The organism is Henriciella marina DSM 19595 (assembly GCF_000376805.1).
Classification (GTDB): Bacteria; Pseudomonadota; Alphaproteobacteria; order Caulobacterales; family Hyphomonadaceae; genus Henriciella; species Henriciella marina.
Genome location: NZ_AQXT01000002.1, coordinates 958,629 through 975,800 on the forward strand (window position 1 = coordinate 958,629; position 17,172 = coordinate 975,800).

The window sequence follows — 17,172 nt, forward strand, 5'->3', positions numbered from 1 at the left end:
GAGACCAGATGGATAGGCCCGGACCGGCAGGTTTAACCGGTCCGGGCCCGTTCATCAGCAGGGGTCCGAGGCCTCAAGGCCGCAGCTCCAGCCCTGCCACCAGGTATCCTGCGCATTCTCGACAGCGCCGATGTATGGGGCTGTTTCGAAAAACGCATTGAGCGTGGTTGCATCGAAAGGCGTCGCAGCCGCTTCGGCCGAACCATTGACAAAGGTTGAGCTCAGAGTTGACGCAACACTCGTGGTATTGTTCGAACCACCGGTAACCGCCCCCTGGGCTGCAGCCGTGTCACCACCGGAGCGGGCAAGACCGCCATCGCAGTCGAACAGAACCGAGTCGAAGCTAGGGTCGACACCAACTCCGCCGTATCCGGCAACACCGTCACCAGCCGAGTCCTCCCAGCGGAAGCACTCCTTACCGTAGTCGACAACGCCGTTGACGTAGCGACCGATCGTATTGGTATTCAGGCGCAGCGCATTCGACCGGTTACCGACAAAAGTAAAATTGGCGATGGTTGCGTTTGAGCGCGGCGTCGCCGTGCCCCCGGCACTAGAGGCTTCGACGATATTGTCACCGCCATCTTCGCGCTGGACAACGATCGCATACTGGATGTTACCGTTATAGCCATTGTCGGTGTCGATCGAGTCATCATCATTGCCGGTCAGGACCAGATAACGAACGTTGACGTTACCGCCGAAGAATTCGACGCCATCATCAGAGTTGTTGTGAACCTGGACATGCTCAACGGTGGTGCCGTTGCCAATGCCGCCAAAAGTGATGCCGTTCAGCTCATTGCCCTGCGTGTTGATCGCAAAACCGGCATATTTCACCTGGGTGAAGGTCATGGAACCGGAGTTGTCGTTTGCAACACCGCCGCCATACACCGCTTCAGGGCTGGTTACGCCCTCAATGATGTTCTCGCAGTCCACCGTACCCGAAGCTGCCGTTGGGCTGAGGCAGTTGTTGATTGGCGCGCGACCAAGAAGGACAAGACCGCCCCACTCACCGATGGCGTTGGCAGGATCGATCTGGCTGTTCGTCAGATCGTCTTCGGAGGTGAAGACGACTGGGTCGGCAGCCGTGCCGTTTGAGAAGATCTGCGAGCCGCGGTTCACGACAAGATAGTCTTCGCCGCTGTCACCGAAGACGGTCACGCCGGACTCAATGGTCAATGTCGCAGCAGAACCGTCGGCAGCATTTCCGTCGGCACCGATATCGACACCAACATCCACGCGTCCATCAAGCTCATATACATTGCCGCGGGTGAGGCGGACACTGGAGGTCTGGACACCCGAGATCCGGCAGACATTCTGACCGTCGAGATCGAGACCAGAGTCGGATGTACCGCTCGGACAAGCTGGGTCCGAAAAGAGCGCGAAGGTCCACCCCGACGCCCAGTTGGCGTCTTGTGTCTCGGTCGGGCCGAACGCACCAATATAGTTTGTGGTGTCGAAGAAACCGTCGAGCGTGGCGGCGTTGAAGGGTGTGACGCCGTTTTCTGCGGGTCCCGGAAAGTAGGTCCCTGCGAGCGAGCTGGAAACGCCAGTCGTGTTGTTGCTCCCACCGGCAACCGCTGCCGCTGCAGTGGCTTCGTCGCTGCCGGAGCGGGCAAGACCGCCATCGCAATCGAACAGAACTGAATCGAAACTCGGATCGACGTCAATGCCGCCATATCCTGCAGCACCGTCACCGGCGGAGCTTTCGAAGCGGAAGCATTCAGCACCATAATCAACGATGCCGTTGACGTAGCGGCCGATTGTGTTGGTGTTCAGGCGGAAAGCGTTCGAGCGATTACCGATGAAAGTGAAGTTCGAGATAGTGGCATTCGATCGCGGCAAAGCTGTTCCGCCTGCGCTGGAAGCTTCGACGATATTGTCGCCGCCATCTTCGCGCTGAACAACCAAGGCATACTGGATGTTGCCGCTGAAGCCATTGTCGGTGTCGATGGAGTCATCGTCGTTGCCGGTCAGCACCAGGTAGCGCGTGTTCACCGTGCCGCCGAAATATTCGACGCCATCGTCAGAGTTGTTGTGAACCTGGATGTACTCGAACGTGGTGCCGTTACCGATACCGCCAAGCGTGATGCCGTTGAGCTCATTGCCCTGCGTGTTGATCGCAAAACCGGCAAAGCGAACCTGCATGTACCGCATGATGCCGCTATCGTCATTTGCGCGGCCACCGCCGTACACAGCTTCAGGGCTGGTCACGCCCTCAATGATGTTCTCACAGGCGTCCGTGCCAGTGGTCGCCGTCGGGCTGAGGCAGTTATTGATTGGCGCACGGCCAAGAAGGACAAGACCGCCCCACTCAGAAATATTGCTGCCACCATCATCGTTCGATGGGTCGCTGTCTGCCTGGCGCTCAAGGTCGTTCGCAGAGGTGAAGACAATCGGTGCAGAAGCCTGACCATCAGCAAGCAGACGCGAGCCGCGGTTCACCACAAGATAATCGGCGCCAGACGCGCCAAATATTGTCACGCCCGGCTCAATCGTCAGCGAGGCAGACGTGCCGCCCGCGCTTCCGTCGGCGCCAATATCCTCACCCACGTCCACGCGGCCCTCAATCCGGTAGGCGACGCCATTGACGTTTTCCAGCGTCAGATCAGACAGGATCACGCCGGACAGAGAACACGTTGTCAAACCGCCCACTGCGGCGCCTTGCGTGAAGCCGCTGGGGCAGGAAACAGTTCCGCCGCCGTCGCCGCCATCACCGCCGCCACCGCCGCCGCCGTCCGGAGGCGTACCGGGATTAGATGCACCTGGCGAAGAGATGTCTGACCCTTGCGTACATGCCGCTACAGCAAGCGCCAGTACGCTCGTCGTGAATGCCAGACGCAGAGTAGTCGCCTTTTTCATGGGAAGCCCCCTTCAGGGTTAACTGAGTTCCATCACGCAGAACGGGGGCTAACCTTTGCCAACTCCCGCTCTCGGGGGGCGCTATGACACAGCTCAACGACACTAATACGACATCACAAAACCTTCACATTGCTCGACCAAATCGAGCCAATTGTTTTATGACAAGAATACGACATGCCGACCCAAGATCTGAGCTCAACGGCATAAGTATAGCGCGCATAAAGATATTCTTTGTCTCTAGTTCGTTTCTGCACTGATGGAATATGAAAGCAATCATTTTCGAGCGAACACGGGCGCCCCGACCGGGTGAATCCGAAACAGGGTCGCGCGCGGCGACCCCGTTTCTCTATCCACAGACAATTCTGGTGGCGGCGTTCGCTGGCACCAAAGGCTTACCCGGCGTCGGTATTCGACACCGTTTTGTCTTCAACGCTACCGGCACCCGCAAGCGCCGCATTCAGCGATATCATCATAAGCTCGCCGTCACGGGAGAAGAACAGAATTGATCCGTCCCCTGACATCCCTGCACCGAAGTCTATGCCCGGAGTATTAACGGGTTCGCCAAGGTTCTGCGGGGCCTGCCAGGCACCGTCGGCGCCCCGTTCCGCGGTCCAGATATCAACACTGCCAATTTTTGGTGTGCGCGGGCTATAGAAGAAAATCCGGTTGCCATCAGGTGTGACAGCGATATGGGCCTCTGAACGAAACGTGTTGAAGCCATCGGGCATGGCCGAGACGGTCCATTCACCGCTCTGCTCATCAACCGTCGCTTCAAAGATATCGTGACCGCCGACGCTCTCATGGCCATTATCAGTAAAATAGAGCCTGCCGTAGCGGTCCATGGCCGGGCTGATCTGGGCAGCGTCGGTATTCACCGACGCCGGCAGCGGTTCTGGCTCAGCCCAGCCCTCCACAGTCGGTGCCACGCGCCAGATGTTCGCGTCGCTCTGGCCCCGCTCCATGATGTCGGCGTCCGACGCGTAGTAGAGCATACCATCTGAATGACTGAAGGATGGCGTCGTCAGCGTCACCATCGTCGGGAAGTCGAGCTTTGCGGGGTCCGACCAGGCCCCATCATCCTGTCTGCGCATCTCATAAAGAAAGGTCGAATCGCGCGCCTCCTTGGCGAAGACCCTGATATTGCCATCGGGCGATTCTGTAAGACCGTATGAGCGCGTAAAGACTGTCGGCGCCTCGGCGTTGGGCAGCACAGGTGTCGGCGTATCGATTTCCGGAATTTTAGCGCCGCAGCCAGCAAGGGCCGCAAGCCCAAGGATCATCGCAGTCCGCATAATTTTTTCCTCACAAAGTCGGCGACGACCGTCGGCGCTTCCGAAAGGAGACGCATGACGGTTTCGCAACAACAACAACTGCAGGAAGAAATGCGCAAGGGCGCAAATGGTGCCGGCACCAGGACTTGAACCCGGGACCCCCTGATTACAAATCAGGTGCTCTACCAGCTGAGCTATACCGGCGACACCCGCCCTTTAAGCCGAGCTTCGCCGCAGGGCAAGATTCCTTTGCAAGATCACTGCAGCGCCGCATTTTAACCTTTTGCGGGCACCTTTTGGCCATGGACGCGTTATGAGATCAGTGTTGCAACAAGGAGCACTGATTATGAGACGATATTTTCTGGCCCTTGCCACTGTCTGTTCGATTGCCGGCGTTCCGGCTCTCGCGGATGAGGCGCGCATACCGCCGCCAACAGAGCCTTACTATGCTCCGCAGGTCGCGACCTGCGATCTGGTGCAACTCAAGATCTACTTCAAACCTGGCACAGCCGAGCTGACCCCTTTTGCGCGCGATGCGATTCGTGAAGCAGGCGATCAGCTCTCCGGCTGTTCCATTCAGCGTCTGAATGCGACAGCATTTGCAGGCGATATTTATGAGACCCCGGTTGCAGGGCTGGCCGAGCGCCGCCGGACGACTGTCATGAACGAGCTCGTCGCGCATGGTATTCGCGCGTCCAGAACTGCCATGGAGATTGATCTCGGCAATTCTGTCATGGCGCGTAATGTCGACATCGAGTTTCAGACTGTCCCCGCTACAGTCGGATAAGACCGTCGAAGTCCCCCACCCCCGAAATCCCCGACCTTCGCAGCCCGGGGGCTTTCTGATCAGTCAAAAAATGACAGAACAACCGCGCCCGCTACAAAGCACGCGACAGTATGAGAGGCGTTCACCAAGAACCCTGTCCAGTCATGCCACGGCGTGTAGATAAGTGGATAGGCGATGAGCGGCACGCCAATCAGAAGGGAAAGCGCGAACGCGGAGCCTGCGGCGCGAGACGCCGAGGTGATGCTCTTGCGGCGCAGATGCCAGCCAAGCCCGAAGGCGAGAAAGAGCGGAACGACGAACCCGCCCAGCAGCCAGAACAGCTCGACGTCTTCCATCGTGCGGGTCTGCATGCCTTCAGAGGTTGCGTAAGTGATCGCGTCGCCAGCTTCATTGAAATAGATGCCGACGGCATTCATGTAGGGCTCTGAAAAGAGAAGCCCGTACCAGACGAACCCAACAAGATAGATGACGATAGCGGCGAGCAGAACGCCCACCAGATTTACTCCTGCGAGACGTGGCATTGTTTCCTCCCTGCCCGTTTCATTTTTCTGCGGCCGCGCCTAAGAGTGCCCCTTCACAGCCCCGGCGCCTGAAACAATACGCCGAAAACAAGAATGACGGAAGCTATCATGTCGAATTCCGCCCCGCGCCGCATCCTGGTGACCTCCGCCCTGCCCTATATCAATGGGGTCAAGCATCTCGGCAATCTGGCAGGCTCCATGCTGCCGGCCGATATCTATGCGCGCTTCCAGCGTCTTCGCGGACATGACGTGCTCTATATCTGCGCCACAGACGAACATGGCACGCCAGCCGAGCTTGCCGCGCAGGCCGCAGATGTGCCGGTTCGCGCCTATGTCGATGAGCAGCACGAGATCCAGAAGAAGGCCGGCGAGGATTTCCTCCTTTCCTATGACCATTTCGGACGCTCGTGCAGCGCTGAGAATGCGGCCCTCACCCAGCATTTCGCGCACGTGCTTGAAGCCAATGGTCTGATCGAAGAGCGCACAATGCGCCAGGTCTATTCAGTTGATGATGCCCGCTTCCTGCCCGATCGGTATGTGGAAGGCACTTGCCCGCATTGCGACTTTGAGAAAGCGCGCGGCGACCAGTGTGACAATTGCGGGCGTCTGCTGGACCCGGTGGACCTGATCGATCCCTATTCGGCTGTCTCAGGCTCAAAGAATGTCGAGGTGCGCGAGACGCGCCATCTCTTCTTGCTCCAGTCGCAAATGCAGGACCGCATCCGTGACTGGATCGAAGCGGCGACCGACTGGCCACCGCTTGCGCGCTCCATTGCTCTGAAATGGCTTGATGAGGGCCTGCGCGACCGTGCGATTACACGCGATCTTTCATGGGGCGTGCCGGTCACCAATCCTGACGGCTCCATTCGCGAAGGCTTTGAGACCAAGGTGTTCTATGTCTGGTTCGATGCACCGATCGAGTACATTGCCGCAACGGAAGAATGGGCCAAAGCCAAGGGCGAGCCTGATGCCTGGCGATCCTGGTGGCGAACCGATGAGGGCGCTGACGACGTCGATTATGTCCAGTTCATGGGCAAGGACAATGTCGCCTTCCACACGGTGGGCTTCCCCGTCACCATCCTCGGCTCGCAGGAGCCATGGAAGCTGGTTGACCGGCTCAAGGCGTTCAACTGGGTCACCTGGTATGGCGGGAAGTTCTCGACCTCCAACAAGCGCGGCGTCTTCATGGATCAGGCGCTGGAGCTGCTTCCAGCCGATTATTGGCGCTGGTATCTGACGTCGAATGCGCCTGAAGGGTCTGACGCGGCCTTCACGTGGGAGGGCTTTCAGTCAGCAGTCAATTCCGACCTCGCCAATGTGCTTGGCAACTTCGTCAACCGGATCACCAAGTATTGCGCGTCGAAGTTCGACGGCAAGGTACCGGATGGCGGCGAGCCGGGTGACGCAGAGGCCTGGATGGTCAGCGAACTGCAAACGCGCCTGCCAGCCCTGGTCGAGCACTATGAGAATATGGATTTCCGAAAGGCAGCGGCTGAGACGCGCGCGATCTGGGCGGCTGGCAATGAATACCTCACCAAGGCAGAGCCATGGGTGAAGTACAAGAACGATGTCGATGCGGCCGCGATCGGCGTGCGCTCTGGCCTCAACCTTGCCGCGCTCTTCGGCATTATCGCCCAGCCGATCATTCCAGAAGCAGCAGCCATGATCCTCAGCGCGCTGGGCGTGCCGGAAGATCGCCGCAGCATGAGCGCAGACGCTTTCAGCGACGTGCCAGCGCTGCTCGATGCCCTGCCACGCGGCCACGAGATTACGCCACCCGACGTGCTTTTCCGCAAGATTGAGGACGAGCAGGTCGCCGAATGGACTGACCGCTTCGGCGGCGGCGACGACTGACATGCCCCTGCAGAACCGCGTTGATCCGTTTGGCGAGATCCACGCTGTTTCTGCCCGCGGTACCTTCATGGGCAATCGAGGCGGTTGTTTCCATGACGCGAGCCGGCAACTGAAACCCACACGCTGGAAAAGCCGGCAGTGGATTATCTGCGCGCTCGACTTCAAGGGACGTCGCCGCGAGCTGATGGCGCCGGGGCGCTACACGGAGCTTTTCTTCCTGGATGAAGCAACGGCGCTCGCAGCAGGCCACCGGCCCTGTTTCGAATGCAGGCGGCCACGCGCAGAAGCTTTTCGCGTTGCACTGGTCGCTGCTGGTGCGATCGACGCATCCGGCCGGGCGGCGGATATCGATAAGGCCATTGCTGGAGAGGTGCAGGCGCGCCTGAAAGGAAAGGCCATGGCACCAGATATGAAGGCCGCGCATCTGCCAGATGGCGCGATGTTCGCGCACGATAGCAGCGTGTTTGTGACCACAGATGGCCATTGCCGTAAGTGGTCGTTTCAGGGCGATGGCAAGCCGCAGCCGCTCCCGCACGGCGATGTGACCGCGCTCACGCCCGCAGCAGGCCTGAAAGCGCTGCAGAACGGTTACGCGCCTCAATTGCATGAGAGCATGACTGACAAGACCTGACTCCCTCATCCTTGCCGTCATGACTGGCAGCGAAGGCAAAGTCTGCTAGGCTGCTTCTCAGAAACCTGAGAGGACCCGACATGCTTTCGAGATTGAAACTCACCGCCTGCGCCGCCGCCTTTGCCCTCATGCCCGCCATTCCAGCGTTAGCGCAGGGCGCGGTCCCGGAACCCGGTACGGACCTCAACGAGCTTTACACCTGGCTCCATGCCAATCCTGAACTCTCCTTCAAGGAATCGACGTCGGCCTCCATCCTGGCAGCTGAGCTTGAAGCGCTGGGCTTCTCCGTCACGACCGGCCTTGGCGACGACTGGACACGCGCGAAGTCTGAGCGCGACGAAGGCACCGTGCGCGACGGCGTGGGCGGACATGGCGTCGTCGGCGTCTATGAAAATGGCGATGGTCCGACCGTGCTGATCCGCGCCGACATGGACGCTCTGCCCGTCCCAGAACAGACAGGTCTCGATTACGCCTCTGAGGTGATCAGCACGACCTGGACCGGGGTCGAGAGCCCCGTGATGCATGCCTGCGGTCACGATATCCATATGACGAGCTGGGTCGGCGCTGCCCGCGAGCTTATAGAGAACAAGGATGACTGGTCTGGCACGCTGATCATGCTCGCACAGCCGGCAGAGGAAATCGGGCTCGGCGCCAAAGCGTTGATCGAGGATGGTCTGTATAGTGAATTTCCGCTGCCGGACTATAATCTCGCGCTGCATGTGTCGGCTGCGGCCCCGGCTGGCACAGTCGCCTATTCTTCCGGCTATGCGCTGGCCAATGTCGACAGTGTCGATATTCATGTCAAAGGCGTTGGCGGGCATGGCGCTTATCCGCACACAACCAAGGACCCGATCGTCGTCGGCTCTGCCATTGTGATGGCGCTTCAGACCCTCGTCTCGCGCAATGTCGACCCGCAGACACCCGCGGTTGTCACGGTGGGCGCCTTCACCGCTGGCGCCAAGCACAACATCATTTCTGACGGCGCCGAGCTTCTGCTGACCGTCCGTTCCTATGATGATGCGACACGCCAGCTATTGATCGACGGCATCAAGCGCATCGCCATGGCGCAGGCTGAAGCCTATGGCGCACCGGAGCCAGAGATCACGGTCGATTCCGACTATACCCCATCGACTTATAACGACCCGGACCTGGCGACGACGGCCATGTCGGCCATTAGCGCGGCCATTGGCGAGGAGAACGTCAAGGAGATGACCCCGGTCATGGGCGGCGAGGACTTCTCCCAATACGGTCGCACCGAGGAAAGCGTGCCGGGTCTGATTTTCTGGCTGGGCGCCATCAATCAGGACACCTACGACGCCGCGCAGGATGGCGGCCCCGGTCTGCCGTCGCTCCACTCGCCATTCTTCGCGCCCGATTATGAACCCACAATCAAGACCGGTGTGAGTTCCATGACCGCAGCCGCGATGTCATTGTTCAACCAGTCCGGCTCAGAGTGATTTGAGCCAGTCCAGCAGGATCGAGTTCACCTCTTCTGGACGCTCCTGCTGGGTCCAGTGGCCGCACCCCTCAAGCAGGTGCGCGGCTTTCAAATTTGGCAGATTGGGCTTCATCGCCTCGACCGGGTCGCCGGGAAACATTTTCAGGACGAGGTCGCGCGTGCCGCCGATGAACAGGCTGGGCTGGTAGATCTTGCTGTCATCCAGCGCCGTTAGAAATTCATGATCGCGCTCATGATTCCTGTAACGGTTGAGCGGGCCGCGAAAGCCTGACTGTCTGAACTGGGAGTCGTAATAGGCGACATCTTCCTCGCTCAGCCACGCGAGCGGCATGTCCGGTTCTGGCAGGCGGTGGAGAAGCGTGTCGCCATGCTTCTTGTCGGTCGGCCAGGTGCCGTCGGGTGCATCGCCTGAGATGGCGTAGTAGAATTTGCGTATGGTCGCGGCCGGATCGGCCTCTAATTCTGCCTCGGGCGGCCCCTGATCCTGGAAATAAACCTGGTAGAAGAACATGCCGCGCGCGGTGAAGAACTCGCGGAAGACCTGGATGGCCGGTTTGTCCCCAAGCGGAAGATACGGGACCGATAGGCCAGCCACGGCCCGGAACTGATCTGGATAGAGAAGCGCCGAATTCCACGCAATCGGCGCGCCCCAGTCGTGGCCGACAACGACAGCCGGCCCCTCCGGCTGAAGCGCTTTTGCGACACCGGCGATGTCTGCCGTAATCGTTTCCATATCATAGGCTTCGACCGGGTCTGGTTTGTCCGACCCGCCATAGCCGCGCACATCCACAGCGGCTGTTCTGTAGCCAGCTTCTGCCAGCGCGCTCAGCTGATGACGCCAGGAATACCAGCTTTCTGGAAAGCCATGCACAAACAGGACGAGCGGGCCGCCGTCCGGTCCATCCTGCGCAACGCGCAATTTGATCCCATTGGTTTCAATCATGCTGAAGTCTGGCATGGTGCCCTCCCTGAATTGGCGCGCCGAACGGCCCAAGCCAGCCCGGCGATCTGGATCGTCAGGCGCGACTGTTTCACTGTTGGATTGCGCCTGCAATCGTCGCGTTGGGGAAATGGAGCGCACACATAACAATGCCCGCAGCTTCGATGAAGCCGCGGGCGGTTGTGGACATTAGACAGGTGCCGCCAGCTACTCTTCCGGCGTTTCAGGCTGAGCCGGCGGTTGAATTTGCGAATTGATTGCCGCGACCATTTGCGGATGGGTGAAGAAACGATAGCCGGCATCGCCCTCAAGCTCACCAATCCCCTGTAACATGCTGGCAAACTCGACCGGAATGATTTTGACTGCTTCGCTCGCATCGCCGCTATCGATCAGCTTTTGCGCCAGGGTCTCTGCGTCGGAATAGCTCGTCAGAACCGGCGTGATCGGGCCGTTTGGTGTTTCCAGTTGCACTTCCATATTGTCGCTGGTCACGAAGAAGACCGGCGCCATGAAGTCCACGGCTTCAGGGTCGAGCGCATGCGCATTTGCAATTTCCTGCGCTGAGGCCTGGAAGGTGACCGCCCCGTTCTGACCACGAAGGATCGCGGCAAGGTCGACGACCCTCACTTGAAGATCAGCGTATTCCGGCTTTGCGCGCTGCGTCTCTGCGGTTTGAGGCGTCATGAAAGCGATAATAGCTGGATCGCCGTTTTCCGGCTGAATCGAGGCGATTCCGCCCTCGTCATTCTGCAAGATGGCAACATAGAGCCCCTGAAGGGCTGCGATCATCGGATTGATCGGTTCTTCCTGTGCCTGCTCGAGCGCATCGGCCTCAGTTGGAGGCGGTGCTTGCTCAGCGGCCTCAGGCGACTGCGCAAAAGATACCGGGGGCATGAGGGCGAATACAGCCCCTGCCAACGCAAATACTGATTTCATGGAAGCTCTCCTTGCAATGGCATGCCGGGCGCAAGCTATTCACACACGCCCGGCAGCACAAGGATTGCCTATCAGCCTTGTTTGAGTTCCTCGAAGGGCACCTTCTTGTCGACGCGGACATCCTGGGGCAGGCCCAGCACGCGTTCGGCAATAATGTTCTTCAGGATCTCATCTGTACCACCTGCGATCCGAAGACCCGGCGCCCACATGAAGCTTTGCTGGAACAGGGCATTAGCCGGCATCGTGTCGCTATCGTTCATGATGCCGTAATGGTCCTGCATCTCGATCGCCGAGTTGCAGATATCCTGCAGCTGGTTCGCCGTGATGATCTTGCCGATCGAGTTTTCAGGCCCTGGTGTACCGCCGCGCGAAAGCGCGGTCTGCGTGCGGAATTTGGTGAGGCTGTAGCCTTGAGCCGCAACATACCAGTCCGCCAGTTTCTCGCGGAAAGCCTGATCGGTGAGCGAGCCTGTGCCACGGGCATAGTCCATGATCTCTTTCCAGTCGGGGCCAGGTGAGCCACCTACAGCCAGACGCTCGTTCATCAGGGTGACCAGCGCGACTTTCCAGCCATCGCCAACTTCGCCCAGACGATCGGAGTCCGGAATACGAACATCGGTGAAGTACACCTCGTTGAATTCGCGGCCGCCCGATGCCTGGTGGATCGGTTTCGCCTCAACGCCCTTCTGGTGCATGTCCACAATGAACATGGTGAGGCCCTTATGCTTTGGCGCTTTCGGGTCGGTACGGGTCAGCACGATACCATAGTCGGAGAAGTGCGCGCCCGTGGTCCAGACTTTCTGGCCATTGATCACCCACTCATCGCCATCCTTGATGGCGCGTGTCTTGACGCCAGCGACGTCGGACCCGGCAGCAGGCTCGGAGAAGAGCTGGCACCAGACTTCTTCGCCGCGCAGGGCTTTTTCGACATAGCGCTTCTTGTGATCATCGGACCCAAAGGCAATCACCGTAGGCACGCACATGCCAAGACCGATCGCGAACGGACCGACAGGCGCGTCGAACTTGCCTTCTTCCTGGTTCCAGATGACCTGCTGCATGGATGAACCACCACGCCCGCCCCATTCCTTGGGCCAGGTGATCTGCGCAAAGCCGCCTTCAGCTTTTATCTTCTGCCAGTCTTTCGCACGCTTCAGATAGTCTTCGCCCGTTGGCCGGCGCGGAGAGTTGGCGTCTTTAAGTTTGAGGTGCTTCTCCAGAAAGCCTCGCGCTTCGGCGCGGAATTCTGCTTCTTCCTTGGTGTCGTTGAAGTCCATTGGTGGTCCTCCTCAGGCAGCGTTCTTGCGCTCAAGCGCGGAAACGAGTTTCTCTTTCCAGACTTTAGGTGACCCGGCCTGCACGGCAAGGAGCTTGGCCCGGCGGTAGAAGAGGTGGCAGTCCACCTCCCAGGTAAAGCCCATGCCGCCATGGGTCTGGATATTCTCTTTGGAAGCAAACCAGTAGGCTTCGCTGGCGGCAAGGCGTGATGCCGCCGCAGCCTCTGGAAGTTCTGCCGCATCCGTCGACAGCGCCCAGGCGCCATAATAGCAGTTAGACCGCGCGATCTGGTTCTTCACATACATGTCAGCGAGCTTGTGCTTGATCGCCTGGTTGCCGCCAATCGGACGGCCAAACGCATAGCGTTCCTTGGCAAATTCAGTCGCCATTTCGAGGCAGCGATCGGCGCCGCCGAGCTGCTCGAATGCGAGAAGCACAGCTGCGCGATCGAGAACCGCGTCATTGTAGTCGCCGCCCTCGCCTGCCGTGCCAAGCCGCTGAGCTGGCGCGCCATCGAACGTAATTTCGGCATGGCTACGTGTCGGCTCCAGCGTGCTGACGGATTTGCGCGAGACGCCTTCACCAGTCAGGTCGACCAGAACGAGGCTCGATCCGGAGCCTTCCTTGGCCAGAACGACGGCATGGGTAGCAATATCGCCGTCGGTCACGGGCACTTTCATGCCTGTAAGCTTCGAGCCGTCAAACGTCGTTTTCATCTTCGAAGGATCAGGATTGCCAGGACCTTCGCTCGCCGCGTAACAGCCGATGACTTCACCGCTGACGACCTTTTCGAGGAGGTCCTTTTTCTGCTCTTCCGAGCCAGCGATCTTCAGCGCTTCGGCAAAGAAATAGGTGGTCGATGCGAACGGTACAGGCGCCAGCGCGCGGCCCATTTCCTCTGCGATCACACAGAGCTCGAGCATGCCGAGGCCAAGCCCGCCATATTCTTCGGGTATGGCCGCGCCAATCCAGCCCATCTCCACGACTTTCTTCCACACACCGTCATGGTGGGTCTTGCTGTCATCATTCAGCACTTCGCGGACATGCGCGGTCGTGCACTGTGCGTTGAGAAATTTTCTGGCTTCACCCGCAAGAAATTTCTGGTCTTCCGAAAAGTCGAAGTTCATTCGGCTCCGTCTCCCTAAATCCTGATATCAGAGCAGGAGAATAGCGCGCCGCCGGGCCCCGTGAAGCCGTCCCGCAAGGTAAGGCCTGTGCGATGGCAAACACGGCAAATTCAAAGCCGTCCATTTACCGGTACGAAAACATACTGTGACAAAGCTCTCCACAGAATTGGAGGACGCAGATGGCCAAGGCCCTTTTTCACAAATCCCAACGGGTTTTCGTCAAGCCTGTCGGCACGTGGGCGCTCATCGAGAAGGTCATTCCGCACTGGGTGAAGGATGTCGAGGAGCCGCTGCGGGTTACCTATGATGTCGGTCTGGGCCGCGAGTTTGCCGCAACAGAACTCGTCTCCGAGGATGTCATGCACGGACGTTCACGCTCACGGCTGGACGACGACCCAACGGCCGAAGAATGGCGTATCCAGCGGGCAAAGAATCGCTGGCAGGACAGCGATGAGATTGCAGCGCACCCTTTTCCCGGGACTTTTCCGGTCGTCATGACGGACGAAAATGATTGGGGCGGCTGGCGGGTGCCGGGCGCTGAATACGACCGGGACCCCCACAAGATCGAGTATCAGGCCCGTCTCATCGTGAACTCGCCGCAGCTTTTGCAAATGGTCCGCAAGATGGCTGAGTTCACCGCCCGCAACCCCGACAAGGCCTCTGAAGAGATGAAAGTCATCCTGAAGCCGGCCAAGGATGTGTTGCGGCATGTCTATGACGTCGCGAGCGCGCCGAAAATGGCCGCGGAGTAATATCAGCCATAGGCGCTCATAGCGATTGAGGGTGCGTCGCAGGCATCCTATCTGTTGTTCAGAACGACAGAGGAAATGTCATGCTGCGCACCGATACGCCCGTTTCGATCAAGCTCGAAGAATATACGCCTTACCCGTTTGAGATCGATGAAGTCGCGCTCGACTTCTCGCTCGACCCGAAGGCGACACGCGTGAAGACCAAGATGAAAGTGCGCCGGACAGCAGATGGCGCCTTTGTTCTGGACGGCGTAAAGCTGACGCTCAACGAGATCCGCCTCAACGGCAAGGCCTTGCGCGACAGCGACTATACGCGCGACGACGAAAAGCTGACGATCAAGACCGTGCCGGACGAGTTTACGCTGGAAACGGATGTCACGATTGACCCCTCGAGCAATACCGCGCTTTCGGGGCTCTATATATCCGGCGGCCGTTTCTGCAGCCAGTGCGAGGCGACCGGCTTTCGCTACATCACCTACTGGCCTGACCGGCCCGACGTGATGAGCCGCTTCCATGTCCGCATGGACGCCGACAAATCGAAGTATCCAATTCTCTTGTCGAACGGCACGCCTGGCGACAGCGGCGATCATTCCGATGGCCGTCATTATGCCGAGTGGGACGATCCGCACCCCAAGCCGTCTTACCTCTTTGCGCTCTGCGCGGGCGACTATGATGTCTGGCGCGACACCTTCACCACGATGAACGGCGACCATGTCGACCTCGGCGTCTACGTCGACAAGGGACAGGCGACGAGCGCCGAATGGGCGATGGAAAGCCTCAAGGCGTCCATGAAGTGGGATGAGGAGCGATTTGCCCGCGCCTATGACCTTGGCGTTTTCAACATCGTGGCCGTTCGCGACTTCAATTTTGGCGCGATGGAAAACAAAGGCCTCAACATCTTCAACTCGGCCTATGTTCTTGCCAGCCAGGAAAGCGCGACCGATGCCGACTTCGAAGCCATCGAAAGCATTGTCGGCCACGAATACTTCCACAACTGGACCGGCAACCGCATCACCTGCCGCGACTGGTTCCAGCTCTGCCTAAAGGAAGGCCTGACGGTCTTCCGCGATCAGGAGTTCTCGTCTGACCTTCGGTCGCGCCCTGTCCAGCGGATCAAGGACGTCATGGGGCTGCGCGCCCGTCAGTTCGCAGAAGATGCCGGGCCGCTCGCTCACCCCGTGCGACCAGACAAATACGGATCAATCGAAAATCTTTACACTGCCACCGTTTACTCAAAGGGCGCCGAACTTATCCGTGCATTGACCGTCCTTATCGGGATGGATGCGTTCGACAAAGGCATGCAGATCTATTTCGACGAATTCGACGGGACCGCCTCGACGATCGAAGACTTCTATGGCTGCTTCGAAAAAGCGTCCGGCAAGGACCTCAGCCAGTTCCGCCGCTGGTATGCACAGGCTGGCACGCCGTCTGTCCGCATCGACGAGGACTGGAATGGCGACACCTCCACGCTGACCCTGTCACTTCGCCAGTCCACACCAGCAACTCCTGGTGAGACCGACAAGCAACCCGTCCCTATCCCGCTCCGTGCGGCCCTCCTTGATGGCAAGGGCGGCCATATCGATGCCGACGGCTGGCAGAACGGTGAAGGCGTTATCGTCCTCGACACTGAGACGAAGACGGTTGAGCTGAAACTGCCGCAGGGCAGCGACAAACCACTTCTGTCGGTCAACCGTCAGTTCAGTGCGCCGGTCCACATCGACCGTGACCTCTCGAATGAGCAGCTGCTCGAGCTGGCCGCAAGCGAGACAGATCCGTTCAACATCTGGGACAATTTCCAGACGCTTGCACGCAGCGAAATCTTCCGTCTCCTGGACAATCCACAATCACCGCCTGACGAGGCACTCATTAGCGCGCTCGCTGACGCCGTTCGCTCAAATGAGAGCGATCCGGCTTTCGCCGCGCTCCTGACGGTCCTGCCGGATATCGGCGAACTCTTCCAGCACCGCGACCCCGTCGACCCGGCCGGTCTCAGCGATGCGCGCAAGCGGCTTCGCAAGGCACTCGGCGAAAACCTGAAATCCGACGCCGAACGAATTCTGGCAGAGCCATCGCCTGCCCCCTTCGAACCAAACGCCGAGCAGGCGGGTATTCGTTCGCTGCGGACCGCGATGATTGGCCTGACCGGCGCGCTTGATACGCCCGACGCTGCCCGTAAGCTGAAAGCGCTGTTCGATGCCGCGCCCAACATGACTGAAAGCCTCGCATGCCTTCGCACGCTCGTCCCGTTCAAGACCAGCGAGCGCGAAGATGCGATCAGCACCTTCTATGAGCGCTGGAAGGACAACCCGCTTGTCATCGACAAATGGTTTGCCGTTCAGGCCGGTCAGGGCACGGCTGAAGACGCGCGCAGGCTGTCCGAGCATCAGGACTTCGACCTGTCGAATCCGAACCGGGTACGCTCTGTTGCGGCCGCCTTCGCCATGACCAATCTGGCCGCCTTCCATGCTCGCGACGGCGAAGGTCACAAGGTCATCGCCGATATCGCGCTCGACACTGATCCCCGCAATCCGGCGCTCGCCGCCAGATTGCTCACCAGCTTCGAGCAGTGGCGCAAACTGGAACCAGTTGCCAAGGCGAGCGCGGAAAGGACGTTGAAGTCACTTCAGGCAGCGTCCCTCTCCAAAAATACGATGGATATTCTGGCGCGCGCGCTGGACTAGAGGTACTGGCCCCACATTAACTCTAACGCAAAGGTTTTCTGGCCATACTCTGGCTGGACCTCCGGGCGTTGATGAGGGGCTAGTC

Annotated in this window: 13 protein-coding genes and 1 tRNA gene; 6 read left to right on the top strand and 8 right to left on the bottom strand. The window is 59.3% G+C overall.

Translation table 11 applies throughout. The annotated features are described in order from the left end of the window. Positions 1-54 precede the first annotated feature (54 nt). The 3 genes from F550_RS0104805 to F550_RS0104815 form a co-directional block, all read right to left on the bottom strand. Positions 55-2,856 carry a hypothetical protein gene (locus tag F550_RS0104805; protein ID WP_018147393.1) on the bottom strand — a complete coding sequence of 934 codons (2,802 nt, stop codon included), beginning with the start codon at positions 2,854-2,856 and terminating at the stop codon, positions 55-57. 392 nt (positions 2,857-3,248) lie between these two features. After that, positions 3,249-4,148, bottom strand: a complete 900-nt coding sequence (locus F550_RS0104810; protein WP_018147394.1) for an NHL repeat-containing protein — start codon at positions 4,146-4,148, stop codon at positions 3,249-3,251. A 107-nt stretch (positions 4,149-4,255) separates the two neighbouring features. Further along, positions 4,256-4,331, bottom strand: a tRNA-Thr gene (locus F550_RS0104815). A 142-nt stretch (positions 4,332-4,473) separates the two neighbouring features. On the opposite strand from F550_RS0104815, the gene F550_RS0104820 reads away from it, so the two are divergent. Beyond that, positions 4,474-4,914 carry an OmpA family protein gene (locus tag F550_RS0104820; protein WP_018147395.1) on the top strand — a complete coding sequence of 147 codons (441 nt, stop codon included), beginning with the start codon at positions 4,474-4,476 and terminating at the stop codon, positions 4,912-4,914. A 59-nt stretch (positions 4,915-4,973) separates the two neighbouring features. Here F550_RS0104820 and F550_RS0104825 read toward each other — a convergent pair whose 3' ends face one another. After that, positions 4,974-5,435, bottom strand: coding sequence for a DUF1761 domain-containing protein (locus F550_RS0104825; protein WP_018147396.1), 462 nt, complete (start codon positions 5,433-5,435; stop codon positions 4,974-4,976). 108 nt (positions 5,436-5,543) lie between these two features. Here F550_RS0104825 and metG point away from each other — a divergent pair, with 108 nt between their 5' ends. From metG to F550_RS0104840, 3 genes are all read left to right on the top strand, one after another. Beyond that, positions 5,544-7,289: a methionine--tRNA ligase gene (gene metG, locus F550_RS0104830; RefSeq protein ID WP_040500783.1), complete on the top strand. Its 1,746-nt coding sequence runs from the start codon at positions 5,544-5,546 to the stop codon at positions 7,287-7,289. Position 7,290: 1 nt separating this feature from the next. Then, complete coding sequence (locus F550_RS0104835) at positions 7,291-7,920, top strand: hypothetical protein (protein WP_018147398.1); 630 nt, start codon at positions 7,291-7,293, stop codon at positions 7,918-7,920. A gap of 80 nt (positions 7,921-8,000) precedes the next feature. Further along, a complete protein-coding gene (locus F550_RS0104840; protein ID WP_018147399.1) occupies positions 8,001-9,377 on the top strand; it encodes an amidohydrolase in 1,377 nt (458 codons plus the stop codon). Here the strand turns inward: F550_RS0104840 and F550_RS0104845 are convergent. From F550_RS0104845 to F550_RS0104865, 4 genes are all read right to left on the bottom strand, one after another. Then, positions 9,369-10,337 carry an alpha/beta fold hydrolase gene (locus F550_RS0104845; RefSeq protein ID WP_018147400.1) on the bottom strand — a complete coding sequence of 323 codons (969 nt, stop codon included), beginning with the start codon at positions 10,335-10,337 and terminating at the stop codon, positions 9,369-9,371. The two genes, F550_RS0104840 and F550_RS0104845, sit on opposite strands and share 9 nt — an antisense overlap. Positions 10,338-10,526: 189 nt before the next feature. Beyond that, a complete protein-coding gene (locus F550_RS0104855; RefSeq protein WP_018147402.1) occupies positions 10,527-11,255 on the bottom strand; it encodes a hypothetical protein in 729 nt (242 codons plus the stop codon). A gap of 71 nt (positions 11,256-11,326) precedes the next feature. Continuing rightward, complete coding sequence (locus F550_RS0104860; protein ID WP_018147403.1) at positions 11,327-12,529, bottom strand: acyl-CoA dehydrogenase family protein; 1,203 nt, start codon at positions 12,527-12,529, stop codon at positions 11,327-11,329. 12 nt (positions 12,530-12,541) lie between these two features. Then, complete coding sequence (locus F550_RS0104865) at positions 12,542-13,657, bottom strand: acyl-CoA dehydrogenase family protein (RefSeq protein ID WP_018147404.1); 1,116 nt, start codon at positions 13,655-13,657, stop codon at positions 12,542-12,544. Between the two features lie 179 nt (positions 13,658-13,836). Between F550_RS0104865 and F550_RS0104870 the strand changes: the two genes are divergently transcribed. Both F550_RS0104870 and pepN read left to right on the top strand, forming a co-directional pair. Further along, on the top strand, positions 13,837-14,409 hold the full coding sequence (locus tag F550_RS0104870; RefSeq protein WP_018147405.1) for a hypothetical protein: 573 nt from the start codon (positions 13,837-13,839) through the stop codon (positions 14,407-14,409). An 80-nt stretch (positions 14,410-14,489) separates the two neighbouring features. Further along, positions 14,490-17,087 (top strand): aminopeptidase N, encoded by a 2,598-nt coding sequence (gene pepN / locus F550_RS0104875; RefSeq protein WP_018147406.1) that lies wholly within the window; start codon positions 14,490-14,492, stop codon positions 17,085-17,087. Positions 17,088-17,172: the final 85 nt, after the last annotated feature.